14 protein-coding genes are annotated in these 19,084 nt (G+C 72.1%); 10 read left to right on the forward strand and 4 right to left on the reverse strand.

Going from position 1 to position 19,084, the window contains the following annotated elements; genetic code table 11:
• Together IE241_RS08815 and IE241_RS08820 are read right to left on the reverse strand one after the other, a co-directional pair.
• Positions 1 to 366, reverse strand: a 366-nt coding sequence (locus IE241_RS08815; protein ID WP_190021113.1) for an RICIN domain-containing protein, incomplete at its 3' end; no start/stop codon positions are given.
• Positions 294 to 671, reverse strand: a complete 378-nt coding sequence (locus tag IE241_RS08820) for a hypothetical protein (protein WP_190021523.1) — start codon at positions 669 to 671, stop codon at positions 294 to 296. The genes IE241_RS08815 and IE241_RS08820, both read right to left, overlap by 73 nt.
• 413 nt (positions 672 to 1,084) lie before the next feature.
• On the opposite strand from IE241_RS08820, the gene IE241_RS08825 reads away from it, so the two are divergent.
• Together IE241_RS08825 and IE241_RS08830 are read left to right on the forward strand one after the other, a co-directional pair.
• Positions 1,085 to 1,363, forward strand: a complete 279-nt coding sequence (locus tag IE241_RS08825; RefSeq protein WP_190021114.1) for a hypothetical protein — start codon at positions 1,085 to 1,087, stop codon at positions 1,361 to 1,363.
• A 124-nt stretch (positions 1,364 to 1,487) separates the two neighbouring features.
• Positions 1,488 to 2,915, forward strand: coding sequence for a TolB family protein (locus IE241_RS08830; protein WP_190021115.1), 1,428 nt, complete (start codon positions 1,488 to 1,490; stop codon positions 2,913 to 2,915).
• A 157-nt stretch (positions 2,916 to 3,072) separates the two neighbouring features.
• Here the strand turns inward: IE241_RS08830 and IE241_RS08835 are convergent, their stop codons facing one another.
• Entirely contained in the window at positions 3,073 to 4,059 is a 987-nt protein-coding gene (locus IE241_RS08835) for an LLM class flavin-dependent oxidoreductase (protein ID WP_190021116.1), read from the reverse strand.
• 848 nt (positions 4,060 to 4,907) lie between these two features.
• Here IE241_RS08835 and IE241_RS08840 point away from each other — a divergent pair.
• The 8 genes from IE241_RS08840 to IE241_RS08875 all read left to right on the forward strand — a co-directional run bounded on the left by IE241_RS08840 (position 4,908) and on the right by IE241_RS08875 (position 18,033).
• Positions 4,908 to 6,395 (forward strand): hypothetical protein, encoded by a 1,488-nt coding sequence (locus IE241_RS08840; RefSeq protein ID WP_229898984.1) that lies wholly within the window; start codon positions 4,908 to 4,910, stop codon positions 6,393 to 6,395.
• A gap of 149 nt (positions 6,396 to 6,544) precedes the next feature.
• Positions 6,545 to 7,783 carry a hypothetical protein gene (locus tag IE241_RS08845; RefSeq protein ID WP_190021117.1) on the forward strand — a complete coding sequence of 413 codons (1,239 nt, stop codon included), beginning with the start codon at positions 6,545 to 6,547 and terminating at the stop codon, positions 7,781 to 7,783.
• Positions 7,780 to 10,356 (forward strand): hypothetical protein, encoded by a 2,577-nt coding sequence (locus IE241_RS08850; RefSeq protein WP_190021118.1) that lies wholly within the window; start codon positions 7,780 to 7,782, stop codon positions 10,354 to 10,356. The genes IE241_RS08845 and IE241_RS08850 overlap by 4 nt, the downstream gene beginning before the upstream one ends.
• A complete protein-coding gene (locus IE241_RS08855; protein WP_190021119.1) occupies positions 10,353 to 11,693 on the forward strand; it encodes a hypothetical protein in 1,341 nt (446 codons plus the stop codon). Before IE241_RS08850 ends, IE241_RS08855 begins: the two co-directional genes overlap by 4 nt.
• The gene (locus tag IE241_RS08860; RefSeq protein ID WP_229898986.1) at positions 11,690 to 13,315 is read left to right on the forward strand and encodes a vWA domain-containing protein; all 1,626 of its coding nucleotides are present in this window, start codon (positions 11,690 to 11,692) and stop codon (positions 13,313 to 13,315) included. Before IE241_RS08855 ends, IE241_RS08860 begins: the two co-directional genes overlap by 4 nt.
• Positions 13,312 to 13,971, forward strand: a complete 660-nt coding sequence (locus tag IE241_RS08865; protein WP_190021120.1) for a 4Fe-4S single cluster domain-containing protein — start codon at positions 13,312 to 13,314, stop codon at positions 13,969 to 13,971. The genes IE241_RS08860 and IE241_RS08865 overlap by 4 nt, the downstream gene beginning before the upstream one ends.
• Positions 13,961 to 15,391 carry a coiled-coil domain-containing protein gene (locus tag IE241_RS08870; protein WP_190021121.1) on the forward strand — a complete coding sequence of 477 codons (1,431 nt, stop codon included), beginning with the start codon at positions 13,961 to 13,963 and terminating at the stop codon, positions 15,389 to 15,391. Before IE241_RS08865 ends, IE241_RS08870 begins: the two co-directional genes overlap by 11 nt.
• A complete protein-coding gene (locus IE241_RS08875) occupies positions 15,388 to 18,033 on the forward strand; it encodes an AAA family ATPase (RefSeq protein WP_190021122.1) in 2,646 nt (881 codons plus the stop codon). The genes IE241_RS08870 and IE241_RS08875 overlap by 4 nt, the downstream gene beginning before the upstream one ends.
• Here the strand turns inward: IE241_RS08875 and IE241_RS08880 are convergent.
• On the reverse strand, positions 18,008 to 19,006 hold the full coding sequence (locus tag IE241_RS08880) for a coiled-coil domain-containing protein (protein ID WP_190021123.1): 999 nt from the start codon (positions 19,004 to 19,006) through the stop codon (positions 18,008 to 18,010). The genes IE241_RS08875 and IE241_RS08880 overlap by 26 nt on opposite strands.
• Positions 19,007 to 19,084 lie beyond the last annotated feature (78 nt).

Genomic DNA, 19,084 nt, shown 5'->3' on the forward strand with positions numbered 1-19,084 from the left:
CGCACGCTCAGCGTGCGCGCGCCGCGTCTTGCCCGCGGTTCCGAACTTGCCGATCGAGCACCCCACCCACAGGTGGGGTCTGCTCAGCGCCCGTTTGATGCAGAACCGCTGGTTGTCCCTGTGGTGCTCGGCGTGCACCATGATCCTGGCGCCCTGGTGGGTGCTGGCGTGCTCGACGTCCATCACCTGGTCGGTGTGGTAGTGACGCAGGCCGAACGATCCGTCGCTGTGCGGTTCGAGCGTCCAGACGGCGGACCAGTTCCTGTTCCTGTCGTCGTCGTTCCCGTCACAGCTCATGAGGTGGACCTGGGAGCCGGAGTGCCCGGCGCCGAGGCACCGGTCCGGGTGCATGGCCGATCGCAGCATGACGTGTACTTGTGGATCCGTTTGACCACGAACATCTGGTTCTGCCCGCCGTTGAGCGGATGCTGGATCGCGTTGTGGCCGCCGGCGATGTCGACGACGGGGTTGCTGCCGCTGTGCTTGGGCACCAGCTGGTACGCCATGCCATCTGTGATCTCGTCGCTCCGGTGCTGGACGGCCGGAGCGGCCAGGGCCGACCGTCCGCCGCAGGGCGCCACCGCGAAGCCGCAGGCCAGTATGGCGGAGCCGGCACCGAGAGCCGCCGTACGCGCGGTGCGCCTGACCCATGCGGAGCGGTTGACCGACATCGCCGCCCTTCCTCCCGGTGCCTTACTCGACAAGCTAAGCGCGCCGCCCGTGCCGCCGAGTCCTCCGGACATCCATTCGAGTGACTCCGCCACGCCAGACACTCCGGCCTCGGGTCACCGTGCGCTTAGGCAACTCCTGTCCCTCACCCATGCCGAAGCACCCGACCGGCAAGCCGGGCAAGTTGGGCCGGATTTGATCGTTTATTACATGATCCGCGCAGGGCAGGCTCCTCTCGCGACATCCGAATCTTCTATCGAATAGGGAAGGCTCTCCCATGAAGCTCCTCGTTCGGACCGGGCTCGCCGTGGCAGTTGCGGCCGGAGCCATCGCCACCGCTGTTGCCCCTGCTTCCGCTTCCGCTTCCGCCGCCGTCAGTGTCAGCGACGCTCATGTCGTGGCAGGCGCACACTCAGTGGTACCGAACCCTAAGACGATCAAGGCGGCCGCATACAACCAGGCCCGCAGCACCCTGGCCAACGCCGGCAGCCAGACGGCGGCCAAGTCGCACCCCATCCACGGGAAGGTCGACGTGCCCGTCAGCTACGGCACCAGCCTGCTGGCCGCCGCCCGAGACGAATTCCGGCAGACCGACCGCAACCTGCCGCCCAAGGACAAGAAGTCCGACATGTCAATACCGCACTACAACGCGATTCACAGTGCGGCGAAGACCATGGGCATCGACAAGTGGTGAAGCAGTAGAAAGACGCCGCGGCTGATCTTTGACCGGCTCAGACCGCCCAAGTCCTGGCCTGGCCTCCCCTGTGGCCTGGCCTGGCCACAGGGGAGGCCAGATCATCGTGAGACGGATGAAACGGATGAGACGAAAGAGACGGATGATCGGCGAGGCCAGGGGACGGTGGCTGAGGCGCGGGAGCTTCCTCCTCGCGGCTCTCGTACTGGCGGGGGCGGCCGTGCCGGCGCGGGCGGACGCGGAGGGGGACGACACCGTCCAGGTCAGTCTCGGCCTCGGCGGCGCGCATCCCGACGGCTGGTCGGAACCGCTCGGGCTGAGTGCGGACGGCAGATACGGCCTCTTCTCGTCCCTGGCCTCCAATCTGGTGCCCGGCGACACCAACCGCCTGTACGACGTGTTCGTCCGGGACTTACGGGCCGGGCGTACCGAGCGGGTCAGTGTCACCGACGACGGCTCGCAGTTGAACGGGTCCACGAGTCAGGCGGCCATCAGCGGCGACGGCAGGTATGTGGCGTTCAGCTCCGATGCCGCCGACGTCGTGGCGGGACAGCCGGCGAACGGCGGCTCGAACATCTTCGTCCGGGACCGCAGGACGGGACGCACCGAGCTCGTCACCGCCGGCGACCCGGCCGGGAGCGACAGGACAGGAAGCTCCCACAGCCCCGCCGTCAGCGGGGACGGCCGGTACGTGGCGTACTCCTCCGACCGGAGTGACCTGGTGGCCGGTGAGCAGCCCGCACCGGGACGGAACATCTACGTCACCGACCGTTGGAAGGGGACTACCCGGCTGGTCACCGTCGGCGCCGACGGCTCCCCGGCCGACCACGAGTCCTACGAGCCGGTGATCAGCGCGGACGGCACCACCGTCGGCTTCCGTTCGAAGGCGACCAATCTGCTGCCCCGAGGCCGGACCCCCGCCATACGGACATCCGCCGTACTGACATCCGCCGTACGGACATCCGAGGCGGCCGGCGCGCGGCCCTCACCCGCGGCCCTCGCCGGTTCGAAGCCCCCTCCGGCACGCAACATGGTCCCCTTCTACGTGTACGACGCGCGTACCGGCCGGATCCAGGGCGCCAGCATCGACCCTGCCGGCGTACTGCGCGACGCGGCCCAGGGCGCAAGCCTGAGTCCTGACGGGCGGTATGCCATGTTCAGGATCTTCGAGCCCGGCTACGGGACGGATCCGGAAGCCGCGCATAAGGAGCTCTACGTCCGCGATCTGCGGCAGGGGACGGACACGAAGGTGGGCACTCCGCTGCCCGGCACCACGACCGTCCTCGACTCCTTCCTCGCCACCATGACGGCCGACGACCGCTCGGTGTTCTTCGCCTCGGACGCCGACAATCTGGTTCCCGGTGACACCAACCGCGTCTCGGACATCTTCCGGCGCGATCTGCGGACCGGCCGGATCGAGCGGGTCGGCGTGGCCGGGGACGGCTCGCAGACCTCCTGGCCCTCCTCCGCCCCGTTCGTGGACGGCCTCGGCACGACCGTGCTCTTCGGCGCGAACGGCAACGTCTTCGCCCGCAAGCTGCCGCGCGTGTGACCGGTCCACCGCCACCCGTGATGGGCACCTGCGCGCGCCGGCCGGCCGCTCACAGCCGGCCGGCGCGTCGACTCCTCCAGGCTGCCGGTGTGCCGCACGCGCCCGGCGAGGAGTGCGTTGCGACGTGCGGACACAGGCATCATTCCCGGCAATCTCCCTATGCTGTTTCCGTGGCCTTGATGTACTGCTTGATGAGCTCGTACGAGCGAATGCGGTCGCGGAGGTCGTAGACGGGTGTCGTCAGCATGAGTTCGTCTGCTCCGGTCTCACGGGCCAGTTGGGTGAGACGGTGCACGACAGCCTCAGGAGTCCCGAGAGCTTGCTGCCCGCGGAAGGCGTCCAGTGCTTGTCGTTCTTCCGTCGTGAAGGGGTAGGCGGCCGCGTCCGCCGGCGTGGGGAAGGGGATCTCACTCCGGCCTTTGAGAAGCCCGGCTTTGACGACTTCCATCGGTCCGACTCGCCGCACGGCCTCTTCTTCCGTCTCAGCACACACCGCCTCGACGCACACCAGCACCCGAGGTCGCTCGCACCAGCGGGACGGGGCGAACGCCGCCCGGTAACGGTCCAGGAGCGCGAGGGTGTTCTGCGGCCGGATGTGGTGCGCGACGGCTATCGGCAAGCCGAGTTCTGCGGCCAAAGCGGCGCCCGCCGTGCTGGATGCCAGCAGCCACGGCTCGGGCAGCGGGCCCAGTGCGACCTCGTCGACCAGGCAGGACAAGGTCGCGGCAATGTCGCCGTGGTACTCCTCGTCCGTCGCCGGTCCGGCTCCCCGGCGCAGTGCCCGTGCGGTGGCCTCGTCGAAGGTACCGGGGCCACGGCCGATCCCCAGGTCGATGCGATCCTCATGCAGAGCAGCCAGCGTTCCGAACTGCTCCGCCACCGTGATGGGGGCGTGGTTGGGGGCCAGCACCCCGCCCGAACCAAGACGGATGGATGAGGTCGAAGCGGCAGAGTGTGCGGTCAAAACGACTGGCGGAAAGGCGCCGATCGCGGGCGAGTGGTGATGCTCGGCGTACCAGAGCCGGTGGTAGCCCAGCCGTTCCATCGCCTGCGCGAAGGCTGCGGTGTCACGCAGGGTGTCCACGGCTCGGGCGCCCGTTTGGACCATCGCGACTTCCAGCGCCGAGAGAGGGATGTTGATCATGTCGTCAGCATAGAGTTCAAGCGATCGGCGAGGGACACAGTGATCTTCCCCGGGAACCTGCGGCGCCCCAAGCGGCCATCCTGGAAGACGTCTCGGAGCGGCGGAATGATCCTTTTCCGGATTCCTCCGCAAGGGGCGTCGTGCCACGTCCCGCTGTGTCATCATGATGGACTTGAAGGCCGAGCACCTTTAACTGGGCGGCTGTACAGGCCAGTTGGGGGTCACGTGCGGATCCCCGGAGTGCGAGGTGGCGTGCCGGCGTCGGTGATCGGCGGATCACCACGGAGGGTCGGGGGAGTCATCGGATGGGGGGATCTCGCATTGACCAGATATGCCCGGTGTGCGGAGCTCCCGAGCAGGGTCGCGAGTTCTGCTCGGTCTGCCAGTGGCGGCTCTACGACGATCCGGTTCTGGGAGAGCTGACCGCGGAGGACGTACAACAGGCGAAATCGGCTTTGCGGACAGCCGGTCACGCCTGGGACGCGAGGGCTGCGGAGCTCTCGACGCCGGACCGGGGCGGCCGTGCCGACGGCGACGGCGGACCGGTTGAGGCCATCCTCCGAGGCGGACCACTGAGACCGGGAGAGAAGAAGCAGCCGAGACCGGCCGAGAGGGAGCAGCCCGCCCCGCCGGATTCCCGCGAGCAGCCGTTCGTACCGGATCCCTTCATATCGGATCCAGCGGAATGCAGAGAAATCCTCGACACCTTGCTCGACCATCGCACCAAGGGACTGCGGTTCATCGAATTCACCCCTGATGGCGTACATATAGTCAAGGTGGCGGTGGGCAGCGACGGAATACCACGCCAAGTCGATGCGGAAAGCACCGAATGGCATTCCATAGCGCCGATGCTCGACAGCTGCGCCGATATCCGCCGCTTCCAACTCGCAGGCGGCATAGGCACCTTACCGCCCGTTTCACGCAGGGATTTCGACGCCGCCGTTCTGCACTGGCTCAAGGCTTCCTTCCCGCCCACTGACGAGTGCTCCGGCGTGCTGCTGACGCCCCGCAGCGGATGGATACTGCTGGAGCGCGCCGCGACCACAGTCCGCACCGCGTACTCCCACTACTCCCACGCCCACCCCCACACCCACTCCCTCCCCCTCCTGGCCGAGCTGCGCCGGGGCAGGTCCATCGCCGCGGACGGCACGACCGCCGACGCCGTGCGGGAGGTACTGCGCACTGCGCCGCTCCTCGCCGACCACACACTGCTGCTGGCCCGCGCCGACCGGCTGACCGGCGCCGTGCGCCTTCACAGTCACGTGCTCTTTCCGGCGGGTGCCCGGCTCAGGCGCGGAGAGACCGCGACCACGAATGTCACCGTGTTCGGCGGAGTCGGCGGCACGGAGCCATTGCTCCTTCCCGTACTGGCCGGCACGCCCGCCGCCGACGGCACCGGTGCCGCACCCCTGACCGTGCACCAAGTCACCGTGGGAGCAGGCGAACAGGCCCGGCTGACGTTCGCTCTGCACGGGCCCGGCGAGGTCGAGCTGGTCGCCCCCGGAGACGGCTCCCCCGGTGCGACCGCCGACGGCTCCCCGGGCGCGACCGCCGACGGTTCGCCCGGGGAGCGGGTCGCCGCCGTCGACGTGCCCGCCCTCCGCCTGCCCCGCCGGATCGTCCGCCCGCCTCGGCTGGAGCTCCTGCTCACCGTCGAACTCAGCGGCGGCGACGAGGCGGAGGCCGAGGAGCGGCTGGCGTTCGCCCGGGATCTCGTCTCGGCACTGGCCCGGCACGACGACTCCGGAGCCCTGCTGCGCACCGGCGCGGTCGGCCACTACGACCACGCGATCCGCGAGAGCGTCTACACCTCCCGTCGTACGCTGCTGCAGGCACCGGTCCCGGCCGGTCCCGCGTCCGCCACCCTGGCGGCACTCGCCGGCTGGCGACCCGCGCGGCGCAAGCAGGACATGGCGTCCTCGCTGGAGGACGCGCTCAAGGCAGTGGTGCCGCTCGCCACCGTGGCGAGCGGCGGTGCGGAGCACGTGCGGCGCGTGGTCCTGATCGTCGCACGGCGACCACCCGGACTCCCCCGTCAGCACGGCATCGTCCCGGCCTGTCCGCTCGGCGTCGACTGGCAAGTGGAACTGGGCCGCTTACGCTCCGCCGGGGTGCAGGTGATGACCAGGGCGGATCCCGTCACAGGGCCGCCACCGTCCGATCACCCGGGTGTGGCGGCCCGCCGCTACGCCGACGCGGCGTGGGCCGCTCTCTCCGGCGGGGGCGCCTTCCGTCCCGGAGCCGACCCGGCGGCCGCCGTGGCGAAGGCGCTCACCCCGATCTGGCAGGTGGAGGGCCCGGACTGCCGCCTGGCCTTCGCCTCTCCCCTCCTGTGACCCGCCCTCCTGTGACCCGCCCTCCTGTGACCCGCCCTCTTGTGAACCGCCCTCCTGTGACCCACTCTCCTGCGACCCACCCTCCTGTGCCCTGTCCTCCTGCGACCCACTGCTTCCTGTGACCCACCGCTCCCGTGCGAGGAGACCCCATGTCCGCTGATTTCTACGACCCCAACAAGAAATCGACCGGCGGCCCCCCGTGGGGCCCGGCCGCCCCCCGGTCCGGCGAGTCCGCGCAGCCCGCCGATCCGGAGAACAACGGTGCCGGGCAGTGGGGGTCCGCCTCGGTACCGCCCCTGGCGCCCGAGCAGCCCGGGCCCGTGGCGTCCATACCGCCGTCTCCGGGCGTGCCCGCCTACCCGGCTCTGCCGCCCCTGCCCCCCGTTGCGGACGGCAACCTCGAACCGCTGCGGATCCCGACGGCACCGCAAGAGCACGGGACCGGCCCGGACCGCATCCGGATCGGGCTGTGGGGCGCGCCTCGCTCGGGCAAGACCACCTTTCTGGCCGCGATGCCGATCGCCGCGCTGCAGTACCAGCGTCACGGACAGGGCAACTGGCTGATCAGCGGCATGACCCCGGAGTCCAGCAACTTCCTCAGCGACAGCGTGTCGCAGCTCGCGGTCCGGCGGGTCTTCCCCCAGGCCACCGTGGGTATCCAGGGCATGAGCTGGGCGTTCCAGGGCCGGGAAGCGGTGTCGGGGATGATGCGGTACCGGCCGCGGGAGTCGGGTTTCGTGCTGGAGGTCCAGGACGCGTCGGGCGAGGTGTTCAGGGCGGACCATCCCCAGCACCAGGGGGTCGTCGACCAGCTCGCGCGGGCCCAGGGGCTGATCTACCTCTTCGATCCCCTGGGGGACGCCCAGGAACTGACCGACAGCCTGACCTTCTTCTATTCGACGCTGAACGAGCTCAGCGCACGTGTCCGGGACAGCGGCGGCCTCCACCGCGGCCGGCTGCCGCACCACATCGCCGTCTGCGTCGCCAAGTTCGACCACCCGGACGTCTTCCGGCCTGCTGTGGAAGCGGGCTGGGTCACCCAGGACTCGGTGGGCTCACAGCTGCCGCGCGTCCCCGAACGGCTCGCCCCGCGCTTCTTCCAGTGGATGTGCGACGAGTTCCGGGGCTCCACCGCCCGTCTGGTGCGCGACGGGCTGGCCACCTTCTTCCACCCCGAGCGCATGTCCTGCTACGCGACGTCCGCCATCGGTTTCCGACTGAACCCGCAGCACGTATTCGACTACCGCAACTACGCCAACGAGGAGACCACCGACGGGATCCGCCGCATCTGCACAGCCCCCGAGCCGATCAACGTCCTGGAGCCGCTGACCGGCCTGGAGCGCCGGATCCGCAGCGGACGCGGCGGGCGCATGAGGTGGCGGCGGTGAACGACGGCCTCGGAACGGTGCGGTTGACCGCCGATTGGGCGGTGCTGGGCAAGCATCCGGGGCAGGCCATGGGATACGACGTCCTGGACGGCAGTCTGCCGGCGGACCGGGCGAAAGCGTACCTCTGGGGCGCCACCACCGGTGTCCCCGACAGCCGGACCCCCACCGAGAGCCTCCCGTGGCGGGTGTTCCTCGGCAGCGTGAGCAAGGATCCGGCCCCGGTCTGCGCGGTCGTGGAGACCACCTGGGACGGCTGCACCGACGGCACCGGCGCCCCCAGCTACGCCTGGCGGCTGCTCCTCCTGGAGTGGTCGCAGGCCCGCACCGCCGGACTGACCTGGTCCGCGCTCGACCACGTGCTGCCGGACGACCGGCTCCCCGCCACCGGGGCCCGCGTGTCCTTCTCCGCCTCCCGGACGCCGGCCGCCGAACTCGCAGCCACAGTCGACGGGTTGTCCTTCGATTGGACTGCCCGCGTCGCCGCCCTGCTGCTCGACAACCGGCAGGTGGCGATCACCAATCCGCCCGGTGCAGTGCTCCCGGACACCTCCGGACGCGTCCGCGTCCTCGACGCGATCTGCTCGCTGCTGCCCTACGGATGCCGGGCCTGGCTCAGTGCCGCGACCTGGACGGGGCAGTCCGAGCACACCCTGCGGCTGGTCTTCGCGGCCGCCGCGCGATCCGGCCAGCTGGAGGTCCGGCCGGGAGCCGGCAGCCCGCCCGAGCCTCAGGGCGCAGCAGCCCGCAGCTACCTCAGCGAGCTCCTGAGGCTGCGGGCGAGCGGCCGGTCCACCGCTGACCTGGTCGGGCACCTCCTGGGCGCCGACGACGTCGTTCCGCTCCGCAGCCCCGAGGCGGCCGTCCGTGCCCTGCGCGAGGCCGACCTGCTGGAATCGGTCGTCGAGCAGGTCGGCCAGGGCCATGGACATCTCCGCGACGTACGACGTGTGCTGGAGCTGCACCCGGTGCACACCCTCGGCGAGAGCCGGCTGGGCGTCCTCGTGCCCTTCCTGGCCCAGCGCGCACTCGGCACCGGAGGCGATCTGGCCCAGGCTGTGCTGCAGCAGCACTGGAGCCCGTCGGCGCCCCACCTGCTCGCCCGGGACATCGTCCTGAGCGGCTCGACGCAGCATTCCTTCGAGCGCGCGCGGGGCTACCTGAGGCTGATGAACGCCCTGGAGACGGACCATCCCGGCGCCTTCGACGACCTGTTCACCGCTCTGGTGGGGGCCACGAACCAGGATCCCTCCTGGACCGGGCCCTTCGTCTACATGGTGGAGAACGAGTTCGGCCGCAGGACGGACGCCGCCGACGCGTTCCTCATCCGCTCCCGCGAGGCGGGACTCGCCTGGCTGCGCACCCTGCTGAAGAACGAGACCCGCGACCTGGCGCCGCTCCGCCGCCTGGCGGAGCGGGCGCGGCGCACCGCCGGAAGCGGCGGATCCGGGTGGCTCCGCTTCGCCGGGATCCTCATCGGGATCAACGCTCCCGACCACACCTCTGCGTACGACGCCGACGAGTTCCTCCGGGCCGCCGACGACACCTGGAGAATCGCTCTGGACCTCGCCGAGGCCGCGGGCCGGCCGACGGTGACCGGCCTCATGTGGCCCCGCCTCCGGGAAGTCGCACAGGGGCCTGACGGGAGGCGGCACCTGCTGCCCGCGCTGGACCGTCTCGTCCCGCCCGGCCGTCCGGACACCGCTGCGGACGCCGCCGCGGACGCCGATCTGCTGCACGCGCTCATAGCGTGCACACCGGACGGGGCAACGGTTCCCTGGGCCATGCCACGGCTGCGGCAGATCACCGACAGGGGAGCACAGGACGCCTACGCATCTGCCCTGATCCGCCGGATCGGGTTCGACTCCAACCTCAAGCAGCTCGCGGTGGACACCTTGCTCGGTGACACGCCGGACGCAAGTTCCTGGCAGGTGCTCCGCCTGCTGATGGAGCACTGGCCCCTCACCGAGTCCCTCGTGTGCGACGGCCTGGAGCAGCGGCTCACCGAGGACCACCACCGCTGGCTCGACCTGGCGTTCCCCGAGGACCTGGTAGCAGCCCTGGACCGCCGGCAGCGGCTGACCTGGCTGCGCCCGGTCCGGGACTTCCGGAAGGCCGCACGCGGCGGCGAGTCGTCCGAGGACCTGGCCCGGATCATCGCCGGGGCCTCTCCCTATCACCGTTTCTCCCCGCAGTTGCTGGACGAGATCACCGCACACCTGACCGACAGGGGGCCGAGGGACGGCTACCTCCTGAGAGTCGCGCTGGATGCCACGGCACCCGGCATGGGCCAGAACCTGTACGCGGCGATGGCCCGGGAGGAGCGGGGCAGGGCGTTCTGCGAGCGGCTGGCCGCGTTCCTCCGCGACGAGATGGCCGCCTACGAGCACACGGCGGCAGCTCTGGAAGCCACACTCCGATCCGCTGGGCAGGTGCCGGCCGCTGCCCCGCCACCGCCGTGGGACACCTCGCCGCCCCGGGCAGCCCTGCCACCGGTCGATCAGCCGCAGCACGCACAGAAGAGAGGCCGGCGTTGGCACATCGCGCACCCCCTCAGGTTCCGAGACCCACGATGACGACGTCCACCGCGATCGCCGTCGACGTCGGCGCCCGCTTCACCCGCATCGCCCATGGCGCCGCGGACGGCACGCCGGTGCTGGCCGAACTGCCCGGCCTGCTCTCCGAGGAGGGCCTGCCCACCCCGGAGAGTCCCGGTCCCGATGGCCACAACGGTCCCGCCCTGCGGGCCGCATACGCCGCATACCTCGAGCACTACGGCACGCCGGAGCAGGTGGTCCTGGTCGTCCCGCAGCAGGACCGGGCCGGCCACACCCGCCGGGCGACGGACGTGCTGACCGCTCTCCACGGCTCCGGTCCGGCACCACGGCTGCGGACTCTGGGCACACCGCACGCGGTCATGGCTCTGCTGCGGCACGCGGGCACGGCGACCGCGCCCCGCTACGCCGTGTGCGATCTCGGCGCCACCGCGGCGGAGGTGTCGGTGTGCGCCCTGACCCCCGGTTCGGTGGCCGTGACCGGCTCCGCCCGGCACGCGCCCTCCGGCGGATACGGCGCCGGATTCGACGCCGCGCTGCTGGCCGGCGCCGGACTGCCGGACGATGCGGCGGGACGGCGGGAGCTCGCCTGGGCCAGGGCGCGGGAGGGTGTCGCCCAGCGCATCGACACGGCCCTGGAGCGGACCGCGCGCCGCCCCGGACGGTACGAGAGCACCGTGGTCCACCAGGTGGCCGGGCGGGAGATCACCGTCGGCGTGGTGCGCCGGGCGCTCGGCCGGCTCACGGACGGGCTCGGCCGGACGCTGGACGAGGTGCGGCTCGGCCGGCCGGCCCCGCCGGTGATCGCGGTGGGCGGTGCGGCGCGGTTCGGCCCGCTGGTGCAGTACCTCACGGGTCTTCAGGGCGCACCGGTCGCGCTGCCCGGCGGTACGGACCCCGCGCTGGCGGTCGTGTTCGGCGCCGCGCTGGTCGCCGCCGGGCGAGTGGACCCCGCCGACCGCTATCCGTACGCCGTGAGCGTGGGCACCCACCGGACCGTGGCGGGCGAACTCCGTGCGGAAGACCTGCTGATCAGCCCCGCGGGGGTGCTGGAGCCGGGCGGTGGGACCGTCTTCGCCGAAGCCGGTGGACAACGCGTCCGCATCCGGACCGGTTCCGGCGGCCGGTCCACCGCACGACCGGTCCGGATACGGGTGCACGACGCCGACGGAGGCTCCGGAACCCCGGTGGGCGTCGTATCGATCCCCCCGGGCAGCGAAGGGGAGCGCTACCACGTGGGCGTGCGCATCGCCGTCGACGGGACGGCTCGTCTCGTACTGCAGCCGCTGGGGTCCGGAACGCCCGGCGAATACCCGCTCGGTGTCCTGCCCGCCGACCTTGAGGGGGCCCACTCGTGATCCAGTCCGCCGGGGGGCAGTGCACTGCTCCCCCACGCCCCAGGCCTGCCGCAGGGCGCATCCGGCGCTTCGCCGCACGAAGCCGGGCCGTCGTCGCAACCGTCGTCGCGGCCGTGGCACTGCTGGCCGCCTGGTCGCTCACCGGCTCCGCGGCGTCCGCCGACTCGGGCCCATCGCGCGACGACGTCTACCGGGCTCTCGGCCTCGGCGAGCAGCCTGCCGACTACGTCGTCCTCGTGGACACCTCGGGGTCGATGGCCAACGGCGGCCGCTACGACACCGTCCGCTCCACGCTGCGCCCGTTCCTGGACAGCCTGTCGTCCCGGGACCACGTCGCGCTCATGACCTTCGACTCCCATCCCGAGCCGCGCTACATCGGGTCGGCCGGCAACACCGATGCGATCGTGTCCCGGCTGCCCTCGTCCCCCAACCCCGAAGGGGACACCGACATCGGGGCGGCTCTGGACAGTGCGCTGAGGGAGCTCGAGCGGCCCGGCGCCGCCGAGATCGCCTCCGTGGTGCTGCTGACCGACGGCGAGCACCGTCCGCCCGCCGGCTCCCGCTACCCCGGGCCGGCCGGCGCCGCCTGGGACGGCCTCAAGAAGCGGGCCGAGGCCGTCGGCAAGCGGGCCGGGCTGGCCGGATACGCACTGCCGCTGGGCAGCGGGGCCACGGGCGCCAGGCTGCTCAAGGGCGTCGTCGCCGACACCACCGTGCTGCGGCCGGGCAGCATCGAGGACCTGGGCTCCTACTTGCGGCGGGCGGGCGACGCCACCCGGGCCCGTAAGGCACGCCTTCTCCTCGCCGGCGACATCGGCAAAGGGATCACCGCCTCCTGGACGGACAGCGGCCGGCGCGACGTCACGGACGGCTCCGGGACCGCTTTCGTCACCTTCCGGTCGACGACCCGGCACGTGCCGCTGAGCGTCAGCGATCTGAGCGCCTCCGTCGGCGGCGCCTCCCTCCGGGTCGGCGGACTGCCGTCGCAGCTCACCCTGGGCCCGGGCGAGTCCAGGTCGTACGAGGTGCGGTTGCACGGCACGCTGCCGGCGGGCCCGCTGCCGTACCGCCGCATCGAGGACACCGACGGCGAGCTGCGGCTGTCCGGCCGGGTGACGTCGGACTGGGAGCAGCCGCTCGCCCCGGACGTACGGCTGGAGGTGCCCGGCCGGGTGCGCGTCACCGGGGCGGCGCTGCCACTGCAGGCCACGGTCGGCTCCGCGGTCTTCCTGCCCGCGGTGCTCGCGGGCCTCGCAGCCGCCCTGCTCGCAGCCTGGCTGTGGTGGCGGCGCACCCACCGCCCCAGGCTCCTCGGCGATCTGCTGCTCGTCCCTGCGTTCGGCGGGGAACTGCCGGACCGCATCGCCCTCTCCGGGCGCAGGAGGGTCGTGCTGCGTCCGCTGGCGGGCGGGCGCGGCACGGTCCACGGCCGGCGCCGGAGGACGGACGACGGGCCGCGGGTGGAACTGCTGATCCGCTACACGCCGGACGGCTCCGCGGACCGGGAGAGCCGGGCGACGTGCAGGCCCGGCCGCCAGGTCGTCGTCAACGGGGTGTCGTTCACTTATCTCCTCGGGCAATGGGCCGACGGCCTGCCCTCCTTCACCGGGCGGCCGCGATGAACGCCCGCCCCGCCGTGCTCAACGTCGCCGCCACGTACGTCGGCACCGAGGCCCTGGGGCCGGGGGTGCGGTCGGCGCTGTGGGTCCAGGGGTGTCCCTTCCGCTGCGCCGGCTGTATCGCCCCCGGCTGGATACCCGATCGCGCGGCACGGCGGGCCGGGCCCGGGGAACTGGCGGCGGAACTGCTCGCCGACCCCCGGGTGAGCGGTCTGACCCTCTCGGGCGGGGAGCCGATGCAGCAGGCGGCCGGACTGGCCGAGACGGTCCGGCTGGCGCGGGAGATCCGGGACGTCTCCGTCATCTGCTTCACCGGATACCGCCTGGAGAGACTGCGCGCCGAGCCGCCCTCCCCCGGCGTGCCGGACCTGCTCGCCGCCGTCGACGTCCTGATCGACGGCCGCTACGTGGCGGCGCTCAACGACGGGCGCGGGCTGCGCGGCAGCTCCAACCAGGTGATCCACCATCTCACTCCGCGGCTGGCGGACTGCGGATACGACTTCGGCCACGGAGCCCGCATCGCGGAACTCGCCGTGCGCGGCCCGGAGACCCTGCTCGTCGGCGTACCGCCGAGGGGTCTGCCGGCCGCCTTCGACACCGCGGTCGACGCCGTCCGCGCCCGCATGTTCCCGGGAAGGAAGCAGCACCATGAGCGGTAGGAAGCGCATCCAGGTCGACGAGTCGGAGTGGTACCGCGTCCAGCGGAAGGCGCAGCAGCTCAAGGACGTGCAGCGCAACCTCCCCCGGCTGATCGACGAGGTGCGGGCGCAGACGCGCGCGGACGTCGACCGCGCCTTCACCACCGTACGGGAGCGGCAGCAGCGCCACGAGGAGGCGGTCCGCGGGCTGAGCGACCGGACCCGGCAGCTGGAGGCCGACACCACGCGCAGGCTCCGCGAGCAGGCCGCTCAGCTGCACCGCACGCTGCACGAGACCGCGGGCCGGATCCAGGAGGAGACCCGGCGCCGGCTGGCCGAGCAGCAGGCGGAGACACGGAAGGCCATCGCCGCGGAGCGGGCCGAACGCCGCGCGGGAATGGCCCGGCTGTCCCGGGAGATCGACGCGATGAAGGAGGACCGGGCGCGGGCCGGGGAGAGCGTACGGACCTGGCTGGCGGACGCCCGCACCATGGCGGGGCTGATCGCCGCGACGCTGCCGCACGAGCGGTACGCCCCCGGGGAACTGGCCCGGCTCACCGGGCGGCTCTCCACCGCGGAGCAGAACGCCGCGGAGGGCAGGTTCGACGCCGCCCTCGCGGTGGCGCAGGAGACGTACCACTCGCTGAGCGAGCTGCGGGTGGACACCGAGCAGCGGGAACTGGAGCGCTGCTCGGCCCAGCAGGAGGCGGTCGAGGCCCTGGTGCGCGTCGAGGCCCTGGTCGAGGGCAACGAGCAGCGGCCGGTCATCGGGCCGGACGGCGAGGCCCTGGCCGGATACGCGCTCGACGTCGTGTACTGGTCGGAGGGTGAGCTCGAGGCGCTGCGCCGGGAGGCCGCGGCGGCGCTCGCCCGGGCTCGCGACGACGAAGCGGGCACCGCCGAACTGCGCGACCTGCGCGACCAGGAGGCGCCCCGGCTCGAGGCGGACCTGGGCAGCACGGTGGAGCGGGCCGGCATGCGCCACCTCGCCTCGCAGATACGGGTGAACCTGGCCGACGCGGTGGCCCATTCGCTCGGCGAATACGCCTACTACGACCTCGTCGACGGCGAGTACGAGAACGCCGACCCCCGGGGCAGGTACTACGCCAAGCTCCGCAACGAGGCCAACGGCAACGAGATCGTGGTGGACATCGCGCAGGCCGACCGGGACTCGGAGCGGTGCGTGGTGCGGGTGATGTCCTACGACCACGACACCACGGCCGAGGCCGAGCTCCACGACCGGGCCGAAGCCGTTCAGCAGGCGCTGGCGGCGGACGGTCTCCGCGACGGCCTGCGCCCGTCGGCACCGGTGAGCGAACCCGGCACCCCGGATCCCGGCTTGCTGGACGTCGCGCGCCACCACAAGCCGTTCCCCGCCGCCCCGGCCACGCCCCGGCCACGGCCCCGGGAACAGCCGCAGCCGGGGACGGTCGCGGAATGACGGAAGCGGCAGCGAGAACGTCCTCCGCGCCCTTTCCGACGGCGGAACGGCTCGATCCCGCCGCCTTGCACAGCGGCGAACCGTTCACCATCCTCTACGGCCCGGGGGTGGGGGACGTCTTCGTGGACAGCGCCTACCGGATATGCCTGCTCGAACAGGTGCTGTGGCGGCTGCTGCGGGCCGACGGCTTCGAGCGCATCGTCTTCAGCTCCCTGCAGCATCCGGTCTACTTCCGTGACCACGCTTCCCGGGAACTGTGCCGCAGCAGTGCCGCCCGCGCCACGGCCGCGGCGGAGCCCCCGCGCCGGCGCACCATGCGGCACCCGCAGCTCCGCGGCCCGCTCGACGGGCTGCTGGTGCGGGACTTCGGCTCGCGCGGCCCCGCAGAGCCCCACGGAGACCGGCAGGGCGGCACCGACGGCGGCACCGGATCCCCGCCCCCTGCACCACCGGCCGGCATCTCGGATCCCTTCGGGGTGATGACCCTCACCGGCTATCTGCGCCGGCCCGGACACCGCACCGCCGTGGTGTTCCCGCACACCGAGGAGATCCTCCGGCACACCAGGGCCGCACGGCAGCTGGCCGACGCCATGGCGGCCTGGGCCGATCACGCCGACGACGGGAACCAGTGGATCCTGGTCTTCCGCAAGCCGACCCTGGACGAAGTCAGGGACTTCGTACGGCTGCGCGGGGACTTCCCGCTCCTGGACTCCTTCGTGACCGAGCGCCGTTCCGCGCCGGGACGCAGCGGCACCTTCCGGATCGGCCACCCCCAGGCCGCGGAGCTGGAACGGCTGGTCCATGCGGTCCGGCTGCGGGAGGGGATGAGGATCGCCGACTGGCGGGAGCTGGATGCGATCGTCAAGGCGATGGCGGCCGACCCCGGTACGGCCCGCTCCTGGCGGGCCAGGCTCGCACAGGTGGCCCGGACAGGGGAATCGCTCAGCCGCCGGACGGTGCAGCAATGGGTCGGCACGGTGACCGGCGACGACAGCACTCCCCGGGAACGGCTGGCCTCCATGCCCGGACTGGACATGCTCAAGCACCACGTCGACCAGCTGCGGGCCGAAGTGGAGGCGGACGAGGAACTACGGGCCTCAGGACGGCTCGGGCTCACCGGCTCCGAACCACCGGCCCTGCACCTCGTGTTCACCGGGAACCCGGGAACCGGGAAGACCACTGCGGCCCGCCTGGTCGGCGAAATCTACCGGGACCTGGGACTGCTGAGCCGCGGTCACGTCATCGAGGCGAAGATGAGCGACCTCGTGGCGGGATTCACCGGGCAGACGTCCCCGCGGACCGAGGAGACCGTCGACCGCGCCCTGGACGGCGTCCTGTTCGTCGACGAGGCCTACGGCCTCAGCGACCAGCGGGACGGGTTCGGCGACGAGGCGATCCAGACGCTGCTGAAGCGCATGGAGGACGACCGCGGCCGCCTGGTGGTCATCGTGGCCGGATACCCGGGGAAGATGAAGGAGTTCCTGGCGGCCAACCCCGGTCTCGAGAGCCGGTTTCCCCGGCACAACGTCATCGAGTTCCCCGATTATCCGCCCGGCACCCTGCACACGATCCTGCTGCGGCGCCTCGACGAGCGCGGCCTGCGGCTCGCCGAAGGTACGGGCGAGCGGCTGCGGGAGATCGTCACGGAGATGCACCGGACGAGGGACGAGAACTTCGCCAACGCCCGGGACATGCGCACCCTCGCCGACGCCGTGCGCAAGCAGTGGGTGCACCGCGTCCGGCGTGACGTCGGGGAGCCCGTCACCCCCGAGGACATTCCCGAGCGGTACCGGGCCTATCTGCCCAAGCCCGCGCCCGACCCGGCGGCCCTGCTGGCCTGCCTCGACGACTACGTCGGGATGGGGCCCGTCAGGGAGGTGCTGGGTGACCTCGCCAACCGGCTGAGGATGCGTCAGGCGCTGAACAAGGGCGCGCTCGCCCCGCCCCATCTGCTGTTCACCGGGCCGCCCGGCACCGGCAAGACCACCGTGGCCCGGCTGACCGGCCGGCTGTTCCGCGAACTCGGCCTGCTGCGCAAGGGACATGTGGTGGAAGTGACCCGCACCGACCTCGTGGCCGGCTACGTGGGGCAGACCGCGCCGCTCGTACGCCGGGCGGTCCACGACGCACTGGACGGTGTCCTGTTCATCGACGAGGCCTACAGCCTGGTCCGTGACGCAGGAGGACACGGGGGCTTCGGCGCCGAGGCCGTCGACGCACTGGTCCGCGAAATGGAGGAGTGGCGCGGCCGCCTGGTCGTGATCGCTGCGGGATATCCGCGGGACATGGACAGGCTGCTGGACTTCAACCCGGGGATGCGGTCCCGGTTCACCGCCCGGGTGCCCTTTCCGGAGTACGCGCTGGAGGACCTGGTGGAGATCCTGCGCCGGATGGCCGCCGCGGACGGCTACACGCTGGGCGAAGGCGTGCCCGGGCGGGCCGCGCGCTGGCTGCGGCACACCCGGCAGGCCGACCCGGCAGGCTTCGGCAACGCCCGGACGGTGCGCGGACTGCTGGGGGCCATGGAGGGCCGGATGGCCGCCCGCTACGCAAGAGGGGCCGCCGGTACGGAGTTCCTGCCCGAGGACGTGCCCGGGGACCTGCCCGGCCCACCGGTCATCCGGACGTACGAAGGAGCATGACCCGTCCTTCCGCGTCCTGCCTCCGCTGTTCCTCCAGTACGCGCCCCAGCGCCTCGTCCGCCTCTCGGAGCCGGCGTTCGATGGTCTCCGTGACGGCCTCCACCTCCGCCGGTGTGACGTGCTGCTCCTGCGGGACGGAGGCGGCTCCGGCCGCTCCGGCCGCTCCAGTCGCTCCAGTCGCTGCAGCGGCCTCGCGGAGCGCTCGTGCCAGCTCGCGGTCGGCCTGCGCGTGGCGGCTCAGGGACGCGAGCTGCGCACCCCGCTCGTCCCGGATGCGCTGCAGCCGGTCGCGGCAGGAGGCGAGCTCCTCCGCGGTCGCGTGCTGCTCGCGCTCCGCTGCGGCCAGCGCACCCTGTGCCTCGGCGGCCCGCTCCAGGGTCCGCCTCGTCTGCGGGGCCAGCACCGCGAGCTCCTCCTCCGTGAGCCTGACCAGTGCGTCACTGCTCGTGCGGAGCGCCTCCTCGACCCCGGCGTCCCGCCCGCGCAGCGCCGCCAGCCGTTCGCCGATGACCTCCTGCTGTTCGCGCAGCGCGTCCAGCGCGGCGACCAGGCGCTCCAGGCGGCGCAGCTCGTCGACCTGCCGGCGCAGCATCTCGTGCTCCGCCAGCCGTCGGCGCAAGGCCGCCTCCGTCGCCACGAGTTTCTCCAGGGTCGCGCGTTCGCCGGCGACCTGGTCGGTCGCATCCGCGAGACGCCGCATCAGCTCCTCCGTACCACTGCCTACCTCGTGCCCGGGCCGGGCCGCTGCCAGCAGCCCGGGCAAGGCCCCGGCCAGGGCACGGCCCTCCTCCAGCGCGTCGTCCAGCCCGTACAGGGCCGCAAGCGCGGGACTGCCGCTCGCGCCGCCGTCCAGACGGCCTATCGCGGCCGCGGCCCACCGGAAAGCACAGCCCAGTACGCGCAGGGCGGCTTCCTGCTCGGGGATGTCGGCTGCAGCCAGCACATCCGCGATCTCACGTCCGGCGTCGTCCACGATGTCCCTCCGTCCGTCAGCGTATCGTCGCGAACCCGCGCGCAGCCGGTGCTCCCGCCACTATCCTTCACGGACAAC

Source organism: Streptomyces hiroshimensis (assembly GCF_014650335.1).
In the GTDB taxonomy this organism is placed as follows: Bacteria; Actinomycetota; Actinomycetes; order Streptomycetales; family Streptomycetaceae; genus Streptomyces; species Streptomyces hiroshimensis.